This window comes from Lactiplantibacillus sp. DA1 (assembly GCF_032681335.1).
Lineage (GTDB): Bacteria > Bacillota > Bacilli > Lactobacillales > Lactobacillaceae > Lactiplantibacillus.
Genome location: NZ_JAWHTQ010000003.1, coordinates 20,677 through 38,614, shown reverse-complemented (window position 1 = coordinate 38,614; position 17,938 = coordinate 20,677). Strand labels below are relative to the sequence as shown.

Below are 17,938 nucleotides of genomic sequence, written 5' to 3'. Positions count from 1 at the left end.
TCCGGCATTTTTTTTAAAAGAGGTGTCTGAGTTTTGTATAAAGTTGGAACATATTTTCTAGTACGAACTCCACTTTTATCCTTACAAGATTTTAAAAATCTTGCAAATAAGAGTAAAAGTCCTGAAACTGTTTTAGTGGAATCTCCTGTTATAAATGAAGCGGTGAATTTCGCCAGTCCATCCTTACTTAAGAGTGTATTACTAGAAAAGTCAGAGAGTAGAAGTCCCAAAAAAAAGCGTCAAGTCAAAGTATCTCTAAACAAATATCTGAATCGATTATCCACTAGGCCCACGCCTTTCGGCTTTTTCGCGGCAATTGGCACTGGAAATTTTTGTGAAAGAGAGACTCCACAAAAATTTAATGTCTTAAAACAAAAGCATGTTGAAGCAGATTTACGGTGGGTTTATTATATCGTCGATTTTTTTGAGAAAAATATTTCTCAATACCCTGCAATACAAATACAGTCTAATAATGCGTTAACGAAAGTGATGGGTTTTTATTTACTAGATACAAAAACAAATCTTGGATTGACTAAAGATCGAAATGATCTAGTTGAGAGTATAAAGGTTAAAAGAACAATACTCCTAGATTTTGTATTGAATTACTTAAAGTTTGGTCACAGTTTTCAAGATACTGTTGAAGCGATGCAAGATAAGTTTTCTATTGTTGATTCAAAAAAGTGTGTAGGCTATCTACAGCAATTAATCAATCAGGAAATTGTAATTAGTAAGCTTAGACCTCAATTAACGATTGGAATGGCTGGATTTAAACAGCTATTACAGCAACTAAACAAACAAGTGAAGAGCCCAATACTAGATACGTTAAACATGATTGACAGGCAGATTGATCAATATGCGAAAATTCCAATTGGACAAGGAAACAAAGAATTAAACGAATTACGAGAAGAAATGTCAAAAGTCCACACTAACAAACATTATCTTAAAATCGATGTTGGCTATGTAAATCACTTAGAAGCGAGTGTATCTGTCAAGTCTAGTATAAAAAAAGCTGTAGAAATTTTGGATGTTTTGTCTAAAGATACAGCTACTCAAGAAACCATAAAAAAATATCACGGCCGTTTTATTGAAAAATTTGGATATGAACAATTAGTGCCACTTCAGGTACTAATTGATGAAAGTCTTGGGCTAGGATTTCCAACTGAATACGACAGTGAACCTTCTGAACCTAAAACTATTAGAAATAAGGAGATTGATGCTCTTCTTCTGAAAAAGATGATGAATGCACAATATAGCAAAAGCCCTATACGAATTTTAAAAAATGATTTAAGAAGTGTTAGTGCGTCCCAGGGTCAACATCAGTTATCTGGTGAACTTTATTGCACGCTTCACAAGAATAGCGCTCCCTTTCTAGAGGTAGATGGTTTGTCACTTTCACCGAGTGCTGGTAGCACAGCAGGACGGTTTTATGATTTACTTTCAAATGATTTTACGACAACTACCCTAGAAATGAGACGATCTTCTTTAAAACGAAGATTTAATACAACAAAATTTGTTGAACTGTCTGAAATTCCAGCATTTGGTAGTGGTGCGAATGTTGCAGAAAATAATTCAGTTGTAAATTCAAAACTAAATTTACGAGGATCAACTAATATTGATGATGTGACCGTAGATGACATATACGTTGGTGCTAACAGTGATCAATTATATTTTTATTCTTGCAGTAAAAAGTTACGTGTAGAGTTTGTTGCTAACAATATGTTCAATTATCAAAATGGTACTAGATTGCTTCGTTTGCTCAGAGAGATTTCACAATACAACCTGCGGATGATTACTCCGCCTACATTTAGTATTTTAGATCAATTCGATTATAGTCCAGCTGTTTGGTATGAAGATATTATGTTGAGACCAGCGGAATGGAACTTAAATTCAAAAAATGTTTCGGCTGATATAAACACCTTTGATAAACTATTTAAAGATTGGAAAAGTCAAATTAAGTTACCAAGATATGTACGTTTAAAGTTTGCAGATTATATAACATATGTTGACACGAATAATCAGGAGCATATCGAAATAATCCGAGAAGAGTTGAAGAAGTTTGGTAGAGTCCAATTCTTGGAAGACACGTATGAACTTAATGGTAATGGGAACAGCAGTTTCATAGATCAAACTGGTCAATCATATGCCAATGAGCTAGTCGTCCCATTTGTAAATGAAGATATTATCCAACAAAAACTTGAATATGTACCAAAAAATATATTCAATGCCAAGTCTGATAGTGATGAATTAGCTAATTGGCTATATGTTAGTTTACAAGTTCCAGATAAGAAACAACAAGAATTTATTACTAATATCTTACCTTCTCTAAAAAAAGCGGTAATAAAGAATCATGAGTGGTTTTTTATTAGATATGAGGATCAAGGTAAAGGAAGTATACGTGTAAGAATAAAAGCTGACATGGATGATAATCTTGGAAAATTATATCAGAGCTTTATTAATTGGTATTTGTCCAAGACTGGTGTTGTTGGTAATTTTGAAATTTTACCTTATAAAAAGGAATTATTCAGATATGGAGGAGAAGATGTTTTTGATATGGTCCATCAAATATTTTGGATGGACAGTGAACTTAGCCGACATATACTAGCCAGTCAAACAGGGCTTTCTTTAACAGAACTTCTTGCTCTTAGTTTCATTAAAATGTTTGTCGAGATTAACTATCCGTATTCAAAAGAAGTAAATCTTATGAACAACTTGGTAGATCGTTATGCATTCAGCCATGAATTGCATTCACGGGAATCTGTTTTAGTACATGCGGCTATGCAGCTATTAGATTCGACCGACTCTACGAGCTGGATTTCAGAAGGAAATTTAGAAATTCTAACCCAAGAAAACAATCTGATTAATCGAATCATTAGCACTAAATATCTTACAAGTGGTCGTAGTAGAATCATTGGTAGTCTCATGCATATGAGATGTAATCGGATTTTTGGGATAAACAATATGTCCGAAAAAAAGACAATGGCAACAATTCGAACTATATTAACTTCGTTACCTTTCAAAAATTTTATAGGGATTGATGAAAATGCAAAATAAGCTAGATTTGTCCTTTATAGACGAGGTAAAACAAATTCTAAATACCGAAACCGAAAAATACTTGAATGTAGACAGTTTATTTAAAATTAGTTCTTCAGTTGATACAAGAACGGATTTTTGGAATCCAGTTACTTTGTCATCTGGGTTAAGTGGAATATTGCTTCTTCTAAAAGAACGAGAAGTAACAAATAAAGTTGACCTAAGTGAAACAATATTCTCATATGTTCAAAGTATTGTTCGAAATTTAGATCCCAAAAACGTTGATATTTCAATGTTCAGTGGCCTGACTGGTATTGCTTTTGCCATCAGTCAGGTTTCTCACCAGCGCCAGAACTATTCAAACATTTTAGATCAGTTAGATAGTCGGATTATTCAATTGGTACCGCGATTTTTGAGTAATAATTGTGTAGGTAAAACAAATCCCGGAATTTACGATGTTGTTCAAGGATATTCAGGAATAGGAAGATATTTATTAAGTATTTCGAATCAAAACAAGAATGCCAAAGCGCTTTTAATTCAAATTTTACACTTGATAGAAAATGAACAACTCAGCAAAGTAGGCGAACTATGTTGGTGGGTACCAAACGAATTTCAATTTTTAAAGCGAGACAAAGAATTATATCCAAATGGAAATTTGAATTTTGGACTGGCGCATGGAATGCTGGGGCCAATGTCTTTGTATGCACTATCATCTAAGCAGGGCATTAAAACTGAAAAATGTGAACAAACATTGAAGAGTATGTATGGATATCTAATGAGTTTCTCTCAAAAAGATACAACTGGCTATACGTTCCCCATGCGGTTAGCTGTTGAACAAGTATCCATTATTAATACATTGAATAACTACGTGAAAAACGGTTGGTGTTACGGCAATACAGATTTTTATAATACATTATATTTAATTGGTAGTGCCTTACATGATAAAGAAATACTAGCAACTTCAACAAAGGTATTAGTTAGCATTTTAAATCAAAGCGATTCTGATTTAATTAGTCCTACGTTTTGTCATGGACTGTCGGGGCATTTGGCCTTTTTGTTAAAAGCATATGACCGAACACCTAGTGATTATTTAATGATGAAAATTGATGAGATTGTTCAACGTATTTTCTCATTTTATAAATCGTCCAATGTGTATGGGTTTCAAGATATAGAAACCGATGAATCTCAACAATATGTATTTAACAATTTTGGTTTATTAAATGGGGAGATCGGTATTTTACTAGTGCTATCTGATTACCTCGCTGTAAAATCTGAAAGCAATGGCAAGAGTTCGTGTTGGTCAAATGTATTCTGCTTGGACTGACAAACATTTAAGGAGGAAGATTATGGCTGAAAAAAATATTATTGTAGGAATTTGTGGAGCAGGAACCATTTTAGGCATTCCAGAATATCTTGCAATGTTATCAAGTAGGGTGGGACATGTTCGAGTTATAGCTACAAAAAATGCGACACAAGTAATGTCAGAAACAGCGTTGTCAATGGTATGTGAACACATATATACAGATGATATCAGTTTTAAGGGTAATCAGAATCATATTTCATTAAGCAGATGGGCTGATATGATGATTTTTTTACCGGCCACAGCAAATACCATAGGAAAATTAGCAAATGGTATAGCCGATACATTTTTGACAACAACTGCACTTTCTTTTAATAAAAAGAAAGTTATTTTCCCAAGCATGAACAATCTGATGTGGGAAAATACATTGGTACAAGATAATTTATCTAAATTGGATAAATTTGGTTTTGATATTTATAAACCAATAATGGATCAAACATTTGAAATTGCTAGTCAGAGAATGCGGAGAAACATTACTATTCCGAGTTTAACTGAAGTGCTGAAACAGTTAAATGAAACTTATGGAACTAGTTTAAGTATTAAGTAGAGGCTAGAGGATGCAAACATGAAAATTAATTTGCGATTCAATATATTATGTTTCCTCTCTTTCTGCTCGCTTTTAACAGTTGGACAACTTAATGTTAATGCCAATGGATATCAAGTTTTATTAAAAAAAAGTACAGATGTTAAAAAGTATGAAAGTGTACTAAAGAAGAAAGACATCCAAATAGATGATTCTATTCCTGAAATCGGATATTTACAAGTAGATACAAAAACATCTGAACATAAATCGTTATCTGTACTGCAATCTGTAGGGAAGGTTAAATTAATCGCATGTAGCAAAACACAAAATAGTAGTAGCTCCCCATCAGAAAGCAGATTACAACAATCATTGACCTTGCCCACTTTGTTTTCTTATCAATGGGATATGCAATCAGTTACGCATAATGGCGATGCATATAAAAAATATTTTCCAAATAAGGAAAGCACTGTAGGAATTATCGATTCAGGAGTTATGAGCACACATCCAGCGTTAGAAAATCAACTAGTAGGTACTCAGAAAAACTTTGTTCCTAAGAATGGCTACGATGGGCAGGAGCCATATGAAAATGGAAACAAAGACTTTACCGGTGATTTGAAAGGCCATGGGACTGTTGTAGCTGGACAAATTAGTGCAAAGGGATTGATAAATGGTATTGCTCCCGGGATTGGAATTAGGTCATATAGAGTATTCGGCAAAGAAAAATCTAAAACAACATGGATATTGAAGGCAATTATTGCAGCCACTCAAGACCGCGTTAAAGTCATTAATCTTAGTCTTGGTCAGTATTTGCCCGTGACAAATCCCCGAAATAGCTCGGCTATCTGTGAGGAACCATATCTTGAGGAACAGGCGTATAAAAGTGCTGTGCAATACGCTTTGAGTCATAAAACACTGGTCGTAGCGGCTACAGGAGAGGACGGAACTTCAGAGAAACAAAAAGATTTGAAGGAATTATACAAAAAGCAACATTCACAAACAGTTAGTAAAAAAGTGCGTATCCTAGACTATCCTGCATCTATTCCCGGTGTTATATCTGTGGGATCAAGCAATAACGAAAATTACAAGTCAACATTTAGTAATTATTATGAAAAAAAACGAAAGGATTTTGTTTTAGCTCCTGGTGGTGACACAATTTTGCTTCGTCAATATGGAAAATCGAAGTGGTTTGAGGAAAAATTATTTATGAAGGAATCGATTTTATCCACAACCAATGATGGTAACTATAATTACCAGAGCGGTACTTCATTGTCAGCAGGAAAAGTTTCTGGTCTGTTGGCTGAGATTATCGGTAAATATAATCTTCAAAACTCTCCTCAAAAAGCCGTACAAATATTAATTCGTTCATGTTCATATTCCAAAGATGGTTATCGAATTATTGATGCAAACACTGCTCTAAGTCAGAACTACTAATTTCAAGGTGCGTGAGACTACAATGCAGAAAAAAAAAGATATTAAAAGGTTGTTTAGATTGATACTAAAACATGGCCGACCAAATATTTACTTATTTATGTTTGGTATTTTTGTATCTATTTTGAGTACCTTTTTGTCATTACAAATTCCATATAGAATTAAATCACTAGTTGATCAAATGCCGTCTGTTTTTGATCTTGAAAGATTAGCAATTTTGTTGATATTGACGTTATTCACCAGTGTAGTGTCTGTGCTGACCCTGTCGATTATTGGAGCTCGAGTTGTAAGAAATGTGCGAATTGAAGTTTGGAATAGAGTAGTAAAAGCAAAGTATTCAGATGTTATACAAGATACAGGAGAATCAGTAGCCAGTCATATTATCAATGATTCAGAATTAACAGAAAGATTAGTTTCGGAAGAGTTTCCTCAAACCTTGACATCAGTAATAACAGCAATCGGTGCTGGTGGAATGATGTTTTGGATTAATGCCAAATTGGCGATGACTGTTTTCGTTTTACTATTTACTTTAATTGTTATTATTTTACCGTTTAGTCGAAAAATGACTGGAATAAGTAAAAATATACAATATAATAAAGCAAATGGAATTTCAACTTTATCACGACTAAAGCTTAGCAACATGTTATTCAAGATAAATAACGCGCAAAAGTATGCGTCAAATCGTGGAATACGTAGTATCAATGCTTTATATGATAGTGATATTAAACAGCTGAAATATCAAAGCCTTTTTACCCCGCTTGTCAACGTTATTCTGTTATTAATGGTTTTTGCTGTCATTGTAGTCGGTAAAATTGAAATTCAAAATCATTTACTATCAGCTGGTGGGTTGACAGCATTTTTTCTGTATTTAAGCCAAGAAATAGCCCCCTTCCTACAAATAAGTAAACTAGCGCCCTCATTAGCAAGAACAGTGGGTGGGTCTGAACAACTTTATAAGTATTTATCCTACGATGAAGAAGAGCAAAACAATAAACGATTAAGTGAACCGATAAAGAATATCAAGTTTGAAGATGTGTGTTTTTCATACCCCTATAATAAGAAGATCGTGTTTGACCACTTGAGCTTTGAGATTAACTCACCGTTATATATATCTATAATTGGCCAAAACGGAGGCGGAAAATCGACAATATTAAAAATGTTGGAAAAACTATATAAACCTGACAGTGGTTCTATATATATTAATGGAAACAAATTAAATGATTTAAATATTTCTTCTGTGCGTGACAATATAATATATATAACACAACATCCTTTGTTTTTTTCAGGCAGCATTATGGAAAATTTAACGATTGGACAACGAATCAATGAGTCAAAAGTATGGAATGCCTTATCAAAAGTTAACCTGGAACAAATTGTAAGGCAGCTCCCTTTGAAACTCGAAACTTCAATTGAAGAAATGTCTAATGCCTTTTCAGGGGGAGAACTGCAGCGTTTAGCTATTGCAAGACTTTTCTTACAATCAAAAAATGTGATTTTTCTGGATGAAGTTTTGTCGCATTTAGATCCAGAAAATAGAATTACAATCAAAAGAAATATTTTCCAATTTGCTAAATCAAATAGATGTTTGGTGATTGACATTACACATGATCAGAAACACTTGAAGTCTTCAGACCTTGTTCTGAATTTAGATAATCTAAAACAAAGTTAAATGAATTTAAGCGGCATGATATAATCATTGTTGAAACAACTTTTAGATGGGTGGAAACAGCTATGGACACTATTTTAATAGTAGAAGACGATGACATCGTTGCTGAATTAATTAAAGATGGATTATCTAAAAGAGGCCTACAATCAAAAATAATAAAAGATTTTGAAAATATAACAATTATGGTACATTTAGAAAAACCAAGTTTAATATTAATGGATATCTACTTGCCATATCGGGACGGTTACTATTGGACAAGAAAAATTCGTGAATTTGCTACAACTCCAATAATATTTTTATCATCTGCTGAAGAAAAATTGAATACTGTTGCTGCATTAAATGCTGGAGCTGACGATTTCATTTCAAAACCGTTTGATTTTGAAATGTTAAGTGTCAAAATCAAATCTCTTCTGAGAAGAACGTATGAATTTGATCAAATTAAAAGCAATCTTCATTTTGAAGGATATACTTTAAATTTAGTGAATTCACAATTGGAATTTGAATCTCAGACAATTATATTAACAAATCATGAATTAGTTATTCTAAGGGCACTATTTGAAAATGTGGGTCATATTGTGTCTAAACACATCTTAATGACAGCATTATGGGATAATGATGACTTTGTTGATGAAAATGCTCTCCAAGTGAATCTTGCTCGGCTCAGAAAAAAAATCCATGTCACTTCTTTAGATCAATTCATTAAAACAAAACGTGGTCAAGGTTACATTTTAGGTGATATTTAATGATCAAAATAAAAAGAATATATTTTATCATGCTAAAATATATTGCTAGCAAATTTTCAATAATATTACTATGTGATATGGTTCTCTTTCTTTACGGCATGTCAGGGGCAATTATTCTTGATGTTTCTATCCTTCTGATGGGAGTTTTTCTTTTAGTAGGTTGTTTTACTGTAAGCAGAAATATAAGAGACGAACTTACATTAGCAAAGATAAAGTTTGCAACGATAGATACTCACATTCCGAGTGGAAATACTTTAAAAAAGTATGCTTTATATGCATTGCTTGTTAGAACAGTCAAACATGATGCTAGTGTTATTTCAAAAGCTAATTCAAAGAGTCAGTTTATTCAAGATCGATTTGTTCTGTGGACACATAATATTAAAACGCCTCTAACTGCATTATCCTTAATGGTTGACAGTAGTCAGGATAGCCTAGAATTTCGTTGTGAAAGTCGTAAACAGATTAGAACAATAAAGCAGAATTTAGATGCAATGTTGGAATTTATAAGTCTAACCGGAGGAAATAATGATATTCAATTTAGTGAAGTGGATGTTAACGAATGTGTTCGCGCAGTACTAAGAAATAACAGTTTTCTTTTTCTAAATAAAAAACAACATATAAAATTTAAAAAGCAAACTAAAGTAGTAATTAGTGATAAAAAGTGGTTAACAGTCATAATTGAGCAGATCCTTATCAATGCTAATAAATACACTCCTCAGGGAGGGAATATAACAGTTCAAATACCAATGGATTCTGATACTATTATTGCGATTAGTGATACAGGTATTGGTATTAATAAAGAAGACATAAATCGCATTTATGAGAATGGTTTCACAGGGCTGACTGGTCGAGAAAATACAAATGCAAGCGGTTTGGGTCTTTATATTGCCCATGAAGCTGTGAAACTGCTTTCGTTACAAATATTGGTGCACTCCACAGTCGGTAAAGGTTCAACCTTTATCATAAAACGATTGCCACACTAAGTGATGTTCATTTACATGATATTTGCACCAGTATAAAGTAAATTTTTCAGATGGGGTCTTGATTTTTCACTAAACATTTTTGTTGCCTTTTAAAACCAGTACTAATTTAATATTCAATTTAAGCTTTAGCTCAGTAATTTAGTTGGAATTTTTTAGGGCTTGGGATTTTTTCTATGCTAAGGCTTCGAGTTTTCTACCTTAACACTCAAAAGCTCATTTTTTTCTGAAGTTGCTTAATCGTTTTAGCATTGTTAGGCTTATCTGTCATTTTTTAATCGTCTTTTAGTTGGTCATGGTCACAACTGTCCTTTGCTCAGATTGTGTCCCGCTCCTAAATAGGTACTGGATTCTTGATTTTAAAGTGTTTCGCAACAACTGGATACGAAGCATGATACGTTTGCTGACTTTAATTTTAAATGAATAGTCATAGAAAGTTTTCCCTGAATAGTTCTCTAATCCCTATCAAATAATTTAAATTGAGTTAACTGCTGGTAAATAGTTGCGATGCCTTTGATATAGTACTTTTGCATAAGTTTCAGAGACGAAGTGCCCCCCTGAGTTGAAATATTACGGTTCTATAATATCTGTTGTTGGTAATTAAGTGAAAACTTGATTACTGACAGCAGATATTTTTGTATGTATTTTAATCATGGTATGTTAAAAAAGTGTAAAAAAGAGATATAGTTAGCAGACTTATATCTATCCACTATCACATTTCAAAAGAAAAAACGACTATATCCTTATGAGTAAGGATACTAAATTCTTGTTAGGAATTAAAGACCCAAACATAAAAAATTGAGTGTTATCAGCGATATTCAAAAAAGGCCCCCCCGAGGTCCAAGCAGTAGCGGGCTTTAGTCAAACTCGTATTCGTGTCATGAAACAATTTGCCAAATCAAATGTTAAGTATAAGGCTCTAAAGGGGGATTGGAAATTACTATTGAAGCCTAATGAAAAAATTGATATTAAAAACTATGAGTACTATTCCTTTATCACTGGGCTGCATACCTAAAATCAAGTCGTCGAAAAAATGCTAGATTTCGATCCAGAACTAAGACTAGCTCATGATGGCTTACACACTAAGGAGCGCCATTAAATAACGTGACGTACCCCGTTTAAGACAAATTCTGGATTTTAGTAATCAATTTTCAGAGGAGATTGAGAAGCATTTTGTCAGATTAAGCGATAACCAAGACTCAATTGAGAACGCACTTAAATCTCAATACTCAAATGGTCCTTTGGAAGGGACAAATAATAAAATCAAAGTCTTAAACACACCGCATATAGTTAGGAAAATTTCCATAACTTCATATTACGTATACATTTAATATTCAAATTAAAAAGGTGCTTAGCCGTGCAACGGCTAAGCACCTTTAACAAATTACTAACGACAATTGACAGAGAACCTTTTGTTGTATTGACTTATGTCACAGCCTCTTTTATTAACGCTTAATTTTTAACTGTCACCACTTGCCACGTCTTAGGAATTGTAAACAAATATTGGCGTTGAACAATTTTTGTCTTGGTATTTCCTAGGCTGAATAACACGTGTGTCAGGTGATTTTTGAACTGCCAAGTCGTGGTCTTTAGTTGAACCTGCGCGGGTGAACCGCCAGTCAGTTTAGTTGTTGTGGTGGTTGTGGTCACCGTGTGACTGACTTTAGTGGCGGCTGCAACCCGGTAACTGATGACGCGTTCAGACCCCGTTCCGAGTTGCTGGACCCGCAACGCCGCTTGTTTGGATTTTAGCGGGGCTAAATCTTGAATCTGCGTGCGGGTGACTTCGTGCATGCCCCAATGGTAATTGTCGTTTAGGACGAGGGCGATGAGGCTAGTGGCAATAATGAGGCCACTAATAATAATGGCAATGAGACGGTTGCGGCCTGCCGGTGAAAAAATCATCGTGCCAGCAAAGACAAAGGTTGCAAGAATTAGTAAGATAATGATCATGCGGCATCATCCTCCTGACTAATGGTTTTTGAATGATTGGCTTTTAAGAAGAAGGTAATCCCAAAACCAATCGCACAAAAAATGAGTGAGACAACGAACGCCATGTGATAACCAGTTAAGGTTGCCGTGATTCCGTCCTGACGGTATTTCAAAGGTGCCTGTGTCAGTAATTGGTGTCCTGGCATTTGCCACTTGGCGACGCTGGAGTAGACACTGATTAAAACGGCCGTCCCCATTGAAGCTGCGACTTGACGTAGGGTGTTGTTGGCGGCGGTCCCATGGGAAATTAACCGGAAAGGTAACGCATTGATCCCGGTCGTTGTGACGGGCATGGTAACCATGGTCAGGCCGAACATCCGAATAGCATAAACAACGATAATCCATAAGATCGGGGTCGTGGCACTGATTGATAGGAAGAAAGCAGTGCCTAGCGTTAGGAGTAACATGCCCGTCATTGCTAATCTGCGAGCACCGATATGGTCAAAGATGCGACCAGTAATGGGGCTCATAATCCCCATCATGATTGCGCCAGGTAATAAAATCAATCCAGAGTCCATTGCTGAACGACCGAGGACCGTTTGAATATACATTGGCAAAATCATTTCGACGCCCATCATAGCCATGTAAGCGAGGGCGGTCAGGATTGCGGATAGGGTGAAAGCCGGAATCTTAAAGACACGTAATTCCAATAATGGCTGATCCATGTGAAGTTGCCGCCAGACGAATAGACCAATGAAAATCAGACCAATGACTAAAGTTGTGAGGACGACTGGGTCGCCCCAACCAGCATTACCAACGGATGAAAAACCGTATAACATACTGCCAAAACCAATTGTTGAGATCAAGACTGACCACCAATCAATTGGTTGTTTGGAAGTTGGTAAGACTTTCCGTAAAGTGAAGAATGAAACGATGATGACTAGAATATTGATTGGCAGGATGAATAAGAAGAGTGCCCGCCAGGAATAGTTATCAATAATCCAGCCAGAGAGTGTCGGTCCGATGGCGGGTGCTAAGCCAATAACAATTCCGGCTGTCCCCATTGCGGAACCCCGTTTTTCGGGTGGATAAACTGAAGACATGATTGTTTGAAACACTGGGGCGGAAATTCCGACGCCCATTGCTTGAATCATTCGGGCAATCAGCAACATCTGAAAGTTGACGGCAAAGTACGCCAGCGTAGTTCCCAGACCAAAAATAAGCATGGCTGTTAAGTACAAATACTTGGAATTGATTCGGGTCAGCAACCAGGCACTGACGGGAATCATAATTCCCATGATTAACATGAAACCAGTAGTCAACCACTGAACGGCGGTTGCTGAAATATGAAAATCGGCCATTAACGTTGGAAAAGCTGTCGTTAATAGTGTTTGGGTAATGAAGGTGGTGAACGTCCCGACGAGCAAGGTCAATACGAGCCAAGTCCGGTGATAGGGCTGACCATTGGCATCAAGCGGTAACGTTGAATTTTGAGTTGGCATAATACCGTCCTTTCTTTTATGAATTCTGTAATAATGCACAATCAATAAGTATATCACGATGAAAGTCCTAGGCCTATTAATTGGTACCGGGGCGGTCTGCTGAGTGTTCGGTGTCGTGGTAAAATAAAATAGATAATATTAGTTAATTTGTGGTGAGTCGTGCTAATGATAGTCAGCACAATTCATCGACATTCAGTAAGGAAGCTAAAAAATATGACCAAAAAATATTTAACATTTGATTGTTACGGGACGTTAATTAATACTGAGCCGCTGTATCAATGGGTGGCTAATTTAGGATTGGCGGTTGGTTTAGACCCACTAACGGTTCGTAAAGCCTACGCGACTTATGAGGACGATCCTGCCAGTGTCAATCCTTATCTAGATTATTCAACATTAGTCCGGGCTGATCTTAAGCATTTAGATCGATTGTTTGAACAGAGACACTTCTTTGAAAGTCATTACGTTGAATGCTTGGAAGTGCAACGACACCTATTACCATACGCCGATGTTATACCGACCTTAACAGCGTGGCAGCAATTGGGCTATCAATTGATTATTATGTCGAATTCTTCCTGGGATATTATGCCGGCCAACATTGCTGCTTTAAAGGTGCCTTTCACAGCGGTTGTTACGGCTGAAGACGTTCAAGCTTACAAACCAGCGTCAGCTTTCTTTGAAACGGTTCAAGAGCGTTTTAAGTTAACGGCAGATAATCATTGGCATATTGCACGTGGCTATGAATCCGATGTTGTTCCAGCCAGTACTATGCAGTGGTCGATGATTTGGATTAATCGTGATCAGCGACAACCGACTAGTTCTGAACGGCCGACCCATATGGTTACCGATTTGGCCGCTGCTAAGCAGTGGGTTAACTAGGCGTGCGCGGTAGTGTCCCCGTTGATCAGCAGTTGAAACACTGGCTGATTATTAGGGTCGAACAAGCTTTCTAATTTTGACTAAGCTGTTAAATCTCAAAATTAGGAAGGAAATTAACGTGAATTCAAAATCTTTAAATAAAAGTACGGTCCTATTAATGGCGATTTCGGCAGCCATTGTAGTGGCTAATATTAATTATATTCAACCAATTGAAGCTGACATTGCGCAACAATTTAATCTTCCGAATGCCGTTATTGGGGCGGTGGCAATGCTGACGCAGTTAGGCTATGCCTTCGGGTTGCTCTTAATTGTACCCATGGGTGATATCATGAATCGCCGAATGTTGATTATGCGCTTACTGGTACTCGCAATTATTTCAGCGTTACTAGCCTTCGTGGCTCCCAATATTTGGGTGTACGCCTTGGCAAGCTTACTGATTGGGATAACCTCGGTGGCACCACAAGTTATTATTCCGTACGCTGGCTTTCTCGCACCTCGTAATCAGCGTGGTCAAGTCTTGGGCAACGTCCTGAGTGGCTTGCTCGTGGGGGTTCTCTTGTCACGAACTGTCAGTGGGGTACTTGCGAGCTATTTGCCTTGGCAGATGGTCTATCTGATTGCCGCTATCTTGATTGCAGGATTGTGGCTCGTCTTGTGGCGAAAATTACCGCATGATCCCGTGACGACACATACCACGAATTATAAAGCCATGATTCAGACAGTACCTCAGTTAGTAAAACGCTATCCGGTTTTGCGGGCGTCGGCTGTTAACGGATTTGTCTTGTTTGGTGTTTCTAATATTTTCTGGGCAACACTCGTCTTTTACTTGCAGCATCAATACGGGTGGGGAAGTCGTGAAGCTGGTCTGCTTGCGTTGCTAGGTGTTACCGGTGTGTTAGCAGCCCCTTTAATTGGCCGTCTAGCCGATCGTTTTCGGCCCCGAACGATTATCGGCTTGGGTCTAATGTTATCAACATTAGCCTACGTAGTGTTTTGGCTGAGTGGTACGCATTTGGTGGGGTTAATTATTGGTATCGTCATTCTTGATTTAGGTACTCAATTCGGGCAGGTCGCGAATCAGACACGGATTCAAAGTATCGATGTCCATGCCAGTAGCCGTTTCAATTCGGTATTCATGTTTGGCTACTTCATGGGTGGCGCCCTAGGTTCATTCTGTGGCAACGTCTTATGGGATTTAGCTGGTTGGAACGGCGTCTGCGGGTTAGCAGTCGTCGTGTTAATCATTGGCTTTTATGCCCACTTTGTTCATTATCCACGGGTGGTGACAAGACAAGCGCAACATTAGCAGTGTATTAGTCAATCGGTCATGAATCATGATTAAAACGTGCCAAGTTTAGATTGTTATTCGTCAGCCGGTGTGCGTCCTATTCCGACCTCCGGGGCTGGGTGCCAATTGCTGGAACGCAGCCGACGTCGATTTGAGCTAACGCCCAACCCGCGTCATCTCAAATACGAGTCTTATTCTAAGCCGGAAGCAGACCACTTCCGACTAAGAATAATTTGGCTACTGAGCATTGTCACCCAGCCCCTCTGGTCGGGAAGCCGCTCGAATTGCCGATGAACGACCACCTAATTTGGTCCAATTGGTCGCTGACCATTTTGATACTGGAACTTTAAACGAAACGTTAGGGTTGCATTAACCACTTTGTCGAGACGGGCAATTATTACTATGTTGATTGAGGAATAGTGAGACATCCTAATATCATTTTCACCCTGACAGTTGATTGATAAAATTATTGTTTATGAAAAACAATGATGAATTTACCAAAAGTTGGGTACGCACATGTCAGCCATTCGAATACTGTCCCGACTGGAAGGTGTTTCGGCCAATGCTCAGCGGTGAAATTCCACTTAGCAAGCGGCCTTTGCTTGGTTAGTGGAAGACCAGTATTTAAGACATGGGCTTTGGCTTAAATCTGTGTCCACCGCGTTCCAGCAATTGGCCGAAATGCCTGGAAGTCGGTGTAGGACGCACTACCTAAGCAAGTTTACGCCCACTCGCACCTGTTTCCAGCGGTTTTTAGCTGGCCGTTTTTGAGCTTAAAAAACGGCACGTTTTAATCATGATTAGTCCTAAAATGACTAGCACGATACCTGTTGCTAAGTAGGCTGTTGATGTTGGTGTAATAACTTAATAATTGGTATAGGCGCTGACAGTAGGAGACGATTAATTAATATGAAGTATGCTGATGATGAACTTAATGAATATTAACTATAATCGACGTTGAACTTAATATTAGTCGTAAATCAATTAAAAGGATTGTATTTCAGGGAAAATGGTCTAAACTCTAATTATTCATGTTAGAAGATATAACATGAAATCTAAATAAGAGGGTTTTGCTATGCGAATTGAAGCTGATTGTATTGGTGAGTTAGCTGTTCCGGATGAAGCTTTGTATGGAATTCATACGTTACGTGCCGTTCATAATTTTCCGGTTTCAACGGAATTGATGAATCCACTGATTATGCAAAGTCTCGTTCAAATCAAGAAAGCGGCGGCCAGTGTGAATGCGGCTGCCGGAACTTTGTCTAATGATAAGGCACACGCCATTATTGCGGCATGTAATCAGTTACTACTGGGGCGTTACGCGGATAACTTCATTGTGCCAGCGATTCAAGGGGGTGCTGGCACCTCGGCTAATATGAACGTCAATGAAGTGGTGGCTAATTTGGCTCACCGGTTGATGCCGGCAGTTGCCGTTCATCCCAATGATGATGTTAATCAATCACAATCAACCAATGATACTTTTCCAACGGCCGGTAAAATGGCGCTTTGCATGCAACTCCCAGGACTATTAACGGCACTCAGCCGGTTGGTACAAACGTTACTGGTTAAATCGCAGCGTTATCAGGATGCCATCAAAGTTGGCAGGACTCAGCTTGAAGATGCGGTACCGACGACGTACGGGCGGACCTTTCATGCTTATTACCAATTATTCAAGCGTGATTTGACCCGTGTACGGCAGGCGGGCGAACATCTCCGAATCGTAAATTTAGGTGGGACTGCAATCGGTACCGGCATCAACGCGACTCACACGTATCAACAGCAGATTTTAGTGAAATTAAATCAAAATACTGATTTAGATTTAGTAGCCGCACCAGACTTGATCGATGCAACGCAAAACTGTGATTTGTTCGTGGAATTCTCTGCGGCCATGAAGACGTTAGCCGTTGACCTTTCCAAGTTTAGCAATGACTTAAGATTGCTGGCGAGCGGCCCACAAGCTGGCTTTGGTGAATTGAATTTGCCCGCGCAGCAAGCAGGTTCTTCTATTATGCCAGGTAAAATCAATCCGGTTATTCCGGAGGTTGTTAACCAAGTTGCGTTTGAAGTGATTGGTCATGATACGACGGTAACAATGGCAGCAGAAGCAGGCCAATTAGAATTAAACGCTTTTGAGCCGATTATGTTACGGGCATTGCTAGCCAGTGAGCTGCATTTACAGCGGGCTTTAGAAACATTGGTCGATCACTGTGTGCGGCAATTGACGGTCAATCGTCAGCGCTGTGCGGATCAAGTGGCACATTCGGCCATCACGGCAACTGTTTTGGCGCCATACCTTGGTTACGAGACGACTACCGCGCTGATTAAAGAAGCGCTCACCACTAACCAAGCGATTCCTGAAGTATTGCATCGACGTCGCTTGCTTAGCGATGATTTGGTCGAGCAGCTGTTTTCACCGGCCGGACTCACCCAGCCACGCCCAGAGGTTATTGAACAACTACGAACGGTTGCAAAGTAGGCGTTATTTTGCAGTGCAATTCATGGCTGAGATATCTTAATTCTGAAGGTTGACATCAGCCAGTTTAAAGCCAATTGACGTCGCACGACTTAGCACAAACCCAAGTTAGCGTAATTACTAAAACACAGTGAATC

At 37.9% G+C, this 17,938-nt stretch carries 14 protein-coding genes; 12 read left to right on the top strand and 2 right to left on the bottom strand.

Annotated elements, in window-relative coordinates:
- The first annotated feature begins 33 nt into the window (after positions 1-33).
- The 8 genes from RXV91_RS05250 (at position 34) to RXV91_RS15305 (ending at position 11,061) form a co-directional block, all read left to right on the top strand.
- On the top strand, positions 34-3,051 hold the full coding sequence (locus tag RXV91_RS05250; protein ID WP_316438990.1) for a lantibiotic dehydratase: 3,018 nt from the start codon (positions 34-36) through the stop codon (positions 3,049-3,051).
- Positions 3,041-4,354 (top strand): lanthionine synthetase C family protein, encoded by a 1,314-nt coding sequence (locus tag RXV91_RS05245; protein ID WP_316438989.1) that lies wholly within the window; start codon positions 3,041-3,043, stop codon positions 4,352-4,354. Before RXV91_RS05250 ends, RXV91_RS05245 begins: the two co-directional genes overlap by 11 nt.
- A gap of 22 nt (positions 4,355-4,376) precedes the next feature.
- Positions 4,377-4,937: a flavoprotein gene (locus RXV91_RS05240; protein ID WP_316438988.1), complete on the top strand. Its 561-nt coding sequence runs from the start codon at positions 4,377-4,379 to the stop codon at positions 4,935-4,937.
- Positions 4,938-4,955: 18 nt separating this feature from the next.
- The gene (locus RXV91_RS05235; RefSeq protein ID WP_316438987.1) at positions 4,956-6,344 is read left to right on the top strand and encodes a S8 family serine peptidase; all 1,389 of its coding nucleotides are present in this window, start codon (positions 4,956-4,958) and stop codon (positions 6,342-6,344) included.
- Between the two features lie 22 nt (positions 6,345-6,366).
- The gene (locus tag RXV91_RS05230) at positions 6,367-8,010 is read left to right on the top strand and encodes an ABC transporter ATP-binding protein (RefSeq protein WP_316438986.1); all 1,644 of its coding nucleotides are present in this window, start codon (positions 6,367-6,369) and stop codon (positions 8,008-8,010) included.
- A 62-nt stretch (positions 8,011-8,072) separates the two neighbouring features.
- Positions 8,073-8,750, top strand: a complete 678-nt coding sequence (locus RXV91_RS05225; protein WP_316438985.1) for a response regulator transcription factor — start codon at positions 8,073-8,075, stop codon at positions 8,748-8,750.
- Complete coding sequence (locus tag RXV91_RS05220) at positions 8,750-9,733, top strand: sensor histidine kinase (RefSeq protein ID WP_316438984.1); 984 nt, start codon at positions 8,750-8,752, stop codon at positions 9,731-9,733. Before RXV91_RS05225 ends, RXV91_RS05220 begins: the two co-directional genes overlap by 1 nt.
- A gap of 1,124 nt (positions 9,734-10,857) precedes the next feature.
- Positions 10,858-11,061 carry a transposase gene (locus RXV91_RS15305; RefSeq protein ID WP_396426749.1) on the top strand — a complete coding sequence of 68 codons (204 nt, stop codon included), beginning with the start codon at positions 10,858-10,860 and terminating at the stop codon, positions 11,059-11,061.
- Between the two features lie 121 nt (positions 11,062-11,182).
- Here RXV91_RS15305 and RXV91_RS05215 read toward each other — a convergent pair whose 3' ends face one another.
- Both RXV91_RS05215 and RXV91_RS05210 read right to left on the bottom strand, forming a co-directional pair.
- Entirely contained in the window at positions 11,183-11,683 is a 501-nt protein-coding gene (locus RXV91_RS05215) for a DUF4811 domain-containing protein (RefSeq protein ID WP_316438983.1), read from the bottom strand.
- A complete protein-coding gene (locus RXV91_RS05210; protein WP_011101931.1) occupies positions 11,680-13,164 on the bottom strand; it encodes an MDR family MFS transporter in 1,485 nt (494 codons plus the stop codon). Before RXV91_RS05210 ends, RXV91_RS05215 begins: the two co-directional genes overlap by 4 nt.
- 213 nt (positions 13,165-13,377) lie before the next feature.
- Here RXV91_RS05210 and RXV91_RS05205 point away from each other — a divergent pair, with 213 nt between their 5' ends.
- The 4 genes from RXV91_RS05205 to RXV91_RS05190 all read left to right on the top strand — a co-directional run bounded on the left by RXV91_RS05205 (position 13,378) and on the right by RXV91_RS05190 (position 17,804).
- Positions 13,378-14,040, top strand: coding sequence for an HAD family hydrolase (locus RXV91_RS05205; protein ID WP_316438982.1), 663 nt, complete (start codon positions 13,378-13,380; stop codon positions 14,038-14,040).
- A gap of 118 nt (positions 14,041-14,158) precedes the next feature.
- The gene (locus RXV91_RS05200) at positions 14,159-15,346 is read left to right on the top strand and encodes an MFS transporter (RefSeq protein WP_316438981.1); all 1,188 of its coding nucleotides are present in this window, start codon (positions 14,159-14,161) and stop codon (positions 15,344-15,346) included.
- A 229-nt stretch (positions 15,347-15,575) separates the two neighbouring features.
- Complete coding sequence (locus RXV91_RS05195; protein ID WP_316438980.1) at positions 15,576-15,701, top strand: hypothetical protein; 126 nt, start codon at positions 15,576-15,578, stop codon at positions 15,699-15,701.
- A gap of 702 nt (positions 15,702-16,403) precedes the next feature.
- Positions 16,404-17,804, top strand: coding sequence for an aspartate ammonia-lyase (locus RXV91_RS05190; protein WP_316438979.1), 1,401 nt, complete (start codon positions 16,404-16,406; stop codon positions 17,802-17,804).
- Positions 17,805-17,938 lie beyond the last annotated feature (134 nt).

Excerpts from the sequence above, each read along its gene's own strand:
- RXV91_RS05205 (WP_316438982.1), top strand. The coding sequence starts at position 13,378 with ATGACCAAAAAATATTTAACATTTGATTGTTACGGGACGTTAATTAAT.
- RXV91_RS05220 (WP_316438984.1), top strand. The coding sequence starts at position 8,750 with ATGATCAAAATAAAAAGAATATATTTTATCATGCTAAAATATATTGCT.
- RXV91_RS05190 (WP_316438979.1), top strand. The coding sequence starts at position 16,404 with ATGCGAATTGAAGCTGATTGTATTGGTGAGTTAGCTGTTCCGGATGAA.
- RXV91_RS05230 (WP_316438986.1), top strand. The coding sequence starts at position 6,367 with ATGCAGAAAAAAAAAGATATTAAAAGGTTGTTTAGATTGATACTAAAA.
- RXV91_RS05240 (WP_316438988.1), top strand. The coding sequence starts at position 4,377 with ATGGCTGAAAAAAATATTATTGTAGGAATTTGTGGAGCAGGAACCATT.
- RXV91_RS05225 (WP_316438985.1), top strand. The coding sequence starts at position 8,073 with ATGGACACTATTTTAATAGTAGAAGACGATGACATCGTTGCTGAATTA.
- RXV91_RS05215 (WP_316438983.1), bottom strand. The coding sequence starts at position 11,683 with ATGATCATTATCTTACTAATTCTTGCAACCTTTGTCTTTGCTGGCACG.
- RXV91_RS05210 (WP_011101931.1), bottom strand. The coding sequence starts at position 13,164 with ATGCCAACTCAAAATTCAACGTTACCGCTTGATGCCAATGGTCAGCCC.
- RXV91_RS05245 (WP_316438989.1), top strand. The coding sequence starts at position 3,041 with ATGCAAAATAAGCTAGATTTGTCCTTTATAGACGAGGTAAAACAAATT.
- RXV91_RS05235 (WP_316438987.1), top strand. The coding sequence starts at position 4,956 with ATGAAAATTAATTTGCGATTCAATATATTATGTTTCCTCTCTTTCTGC.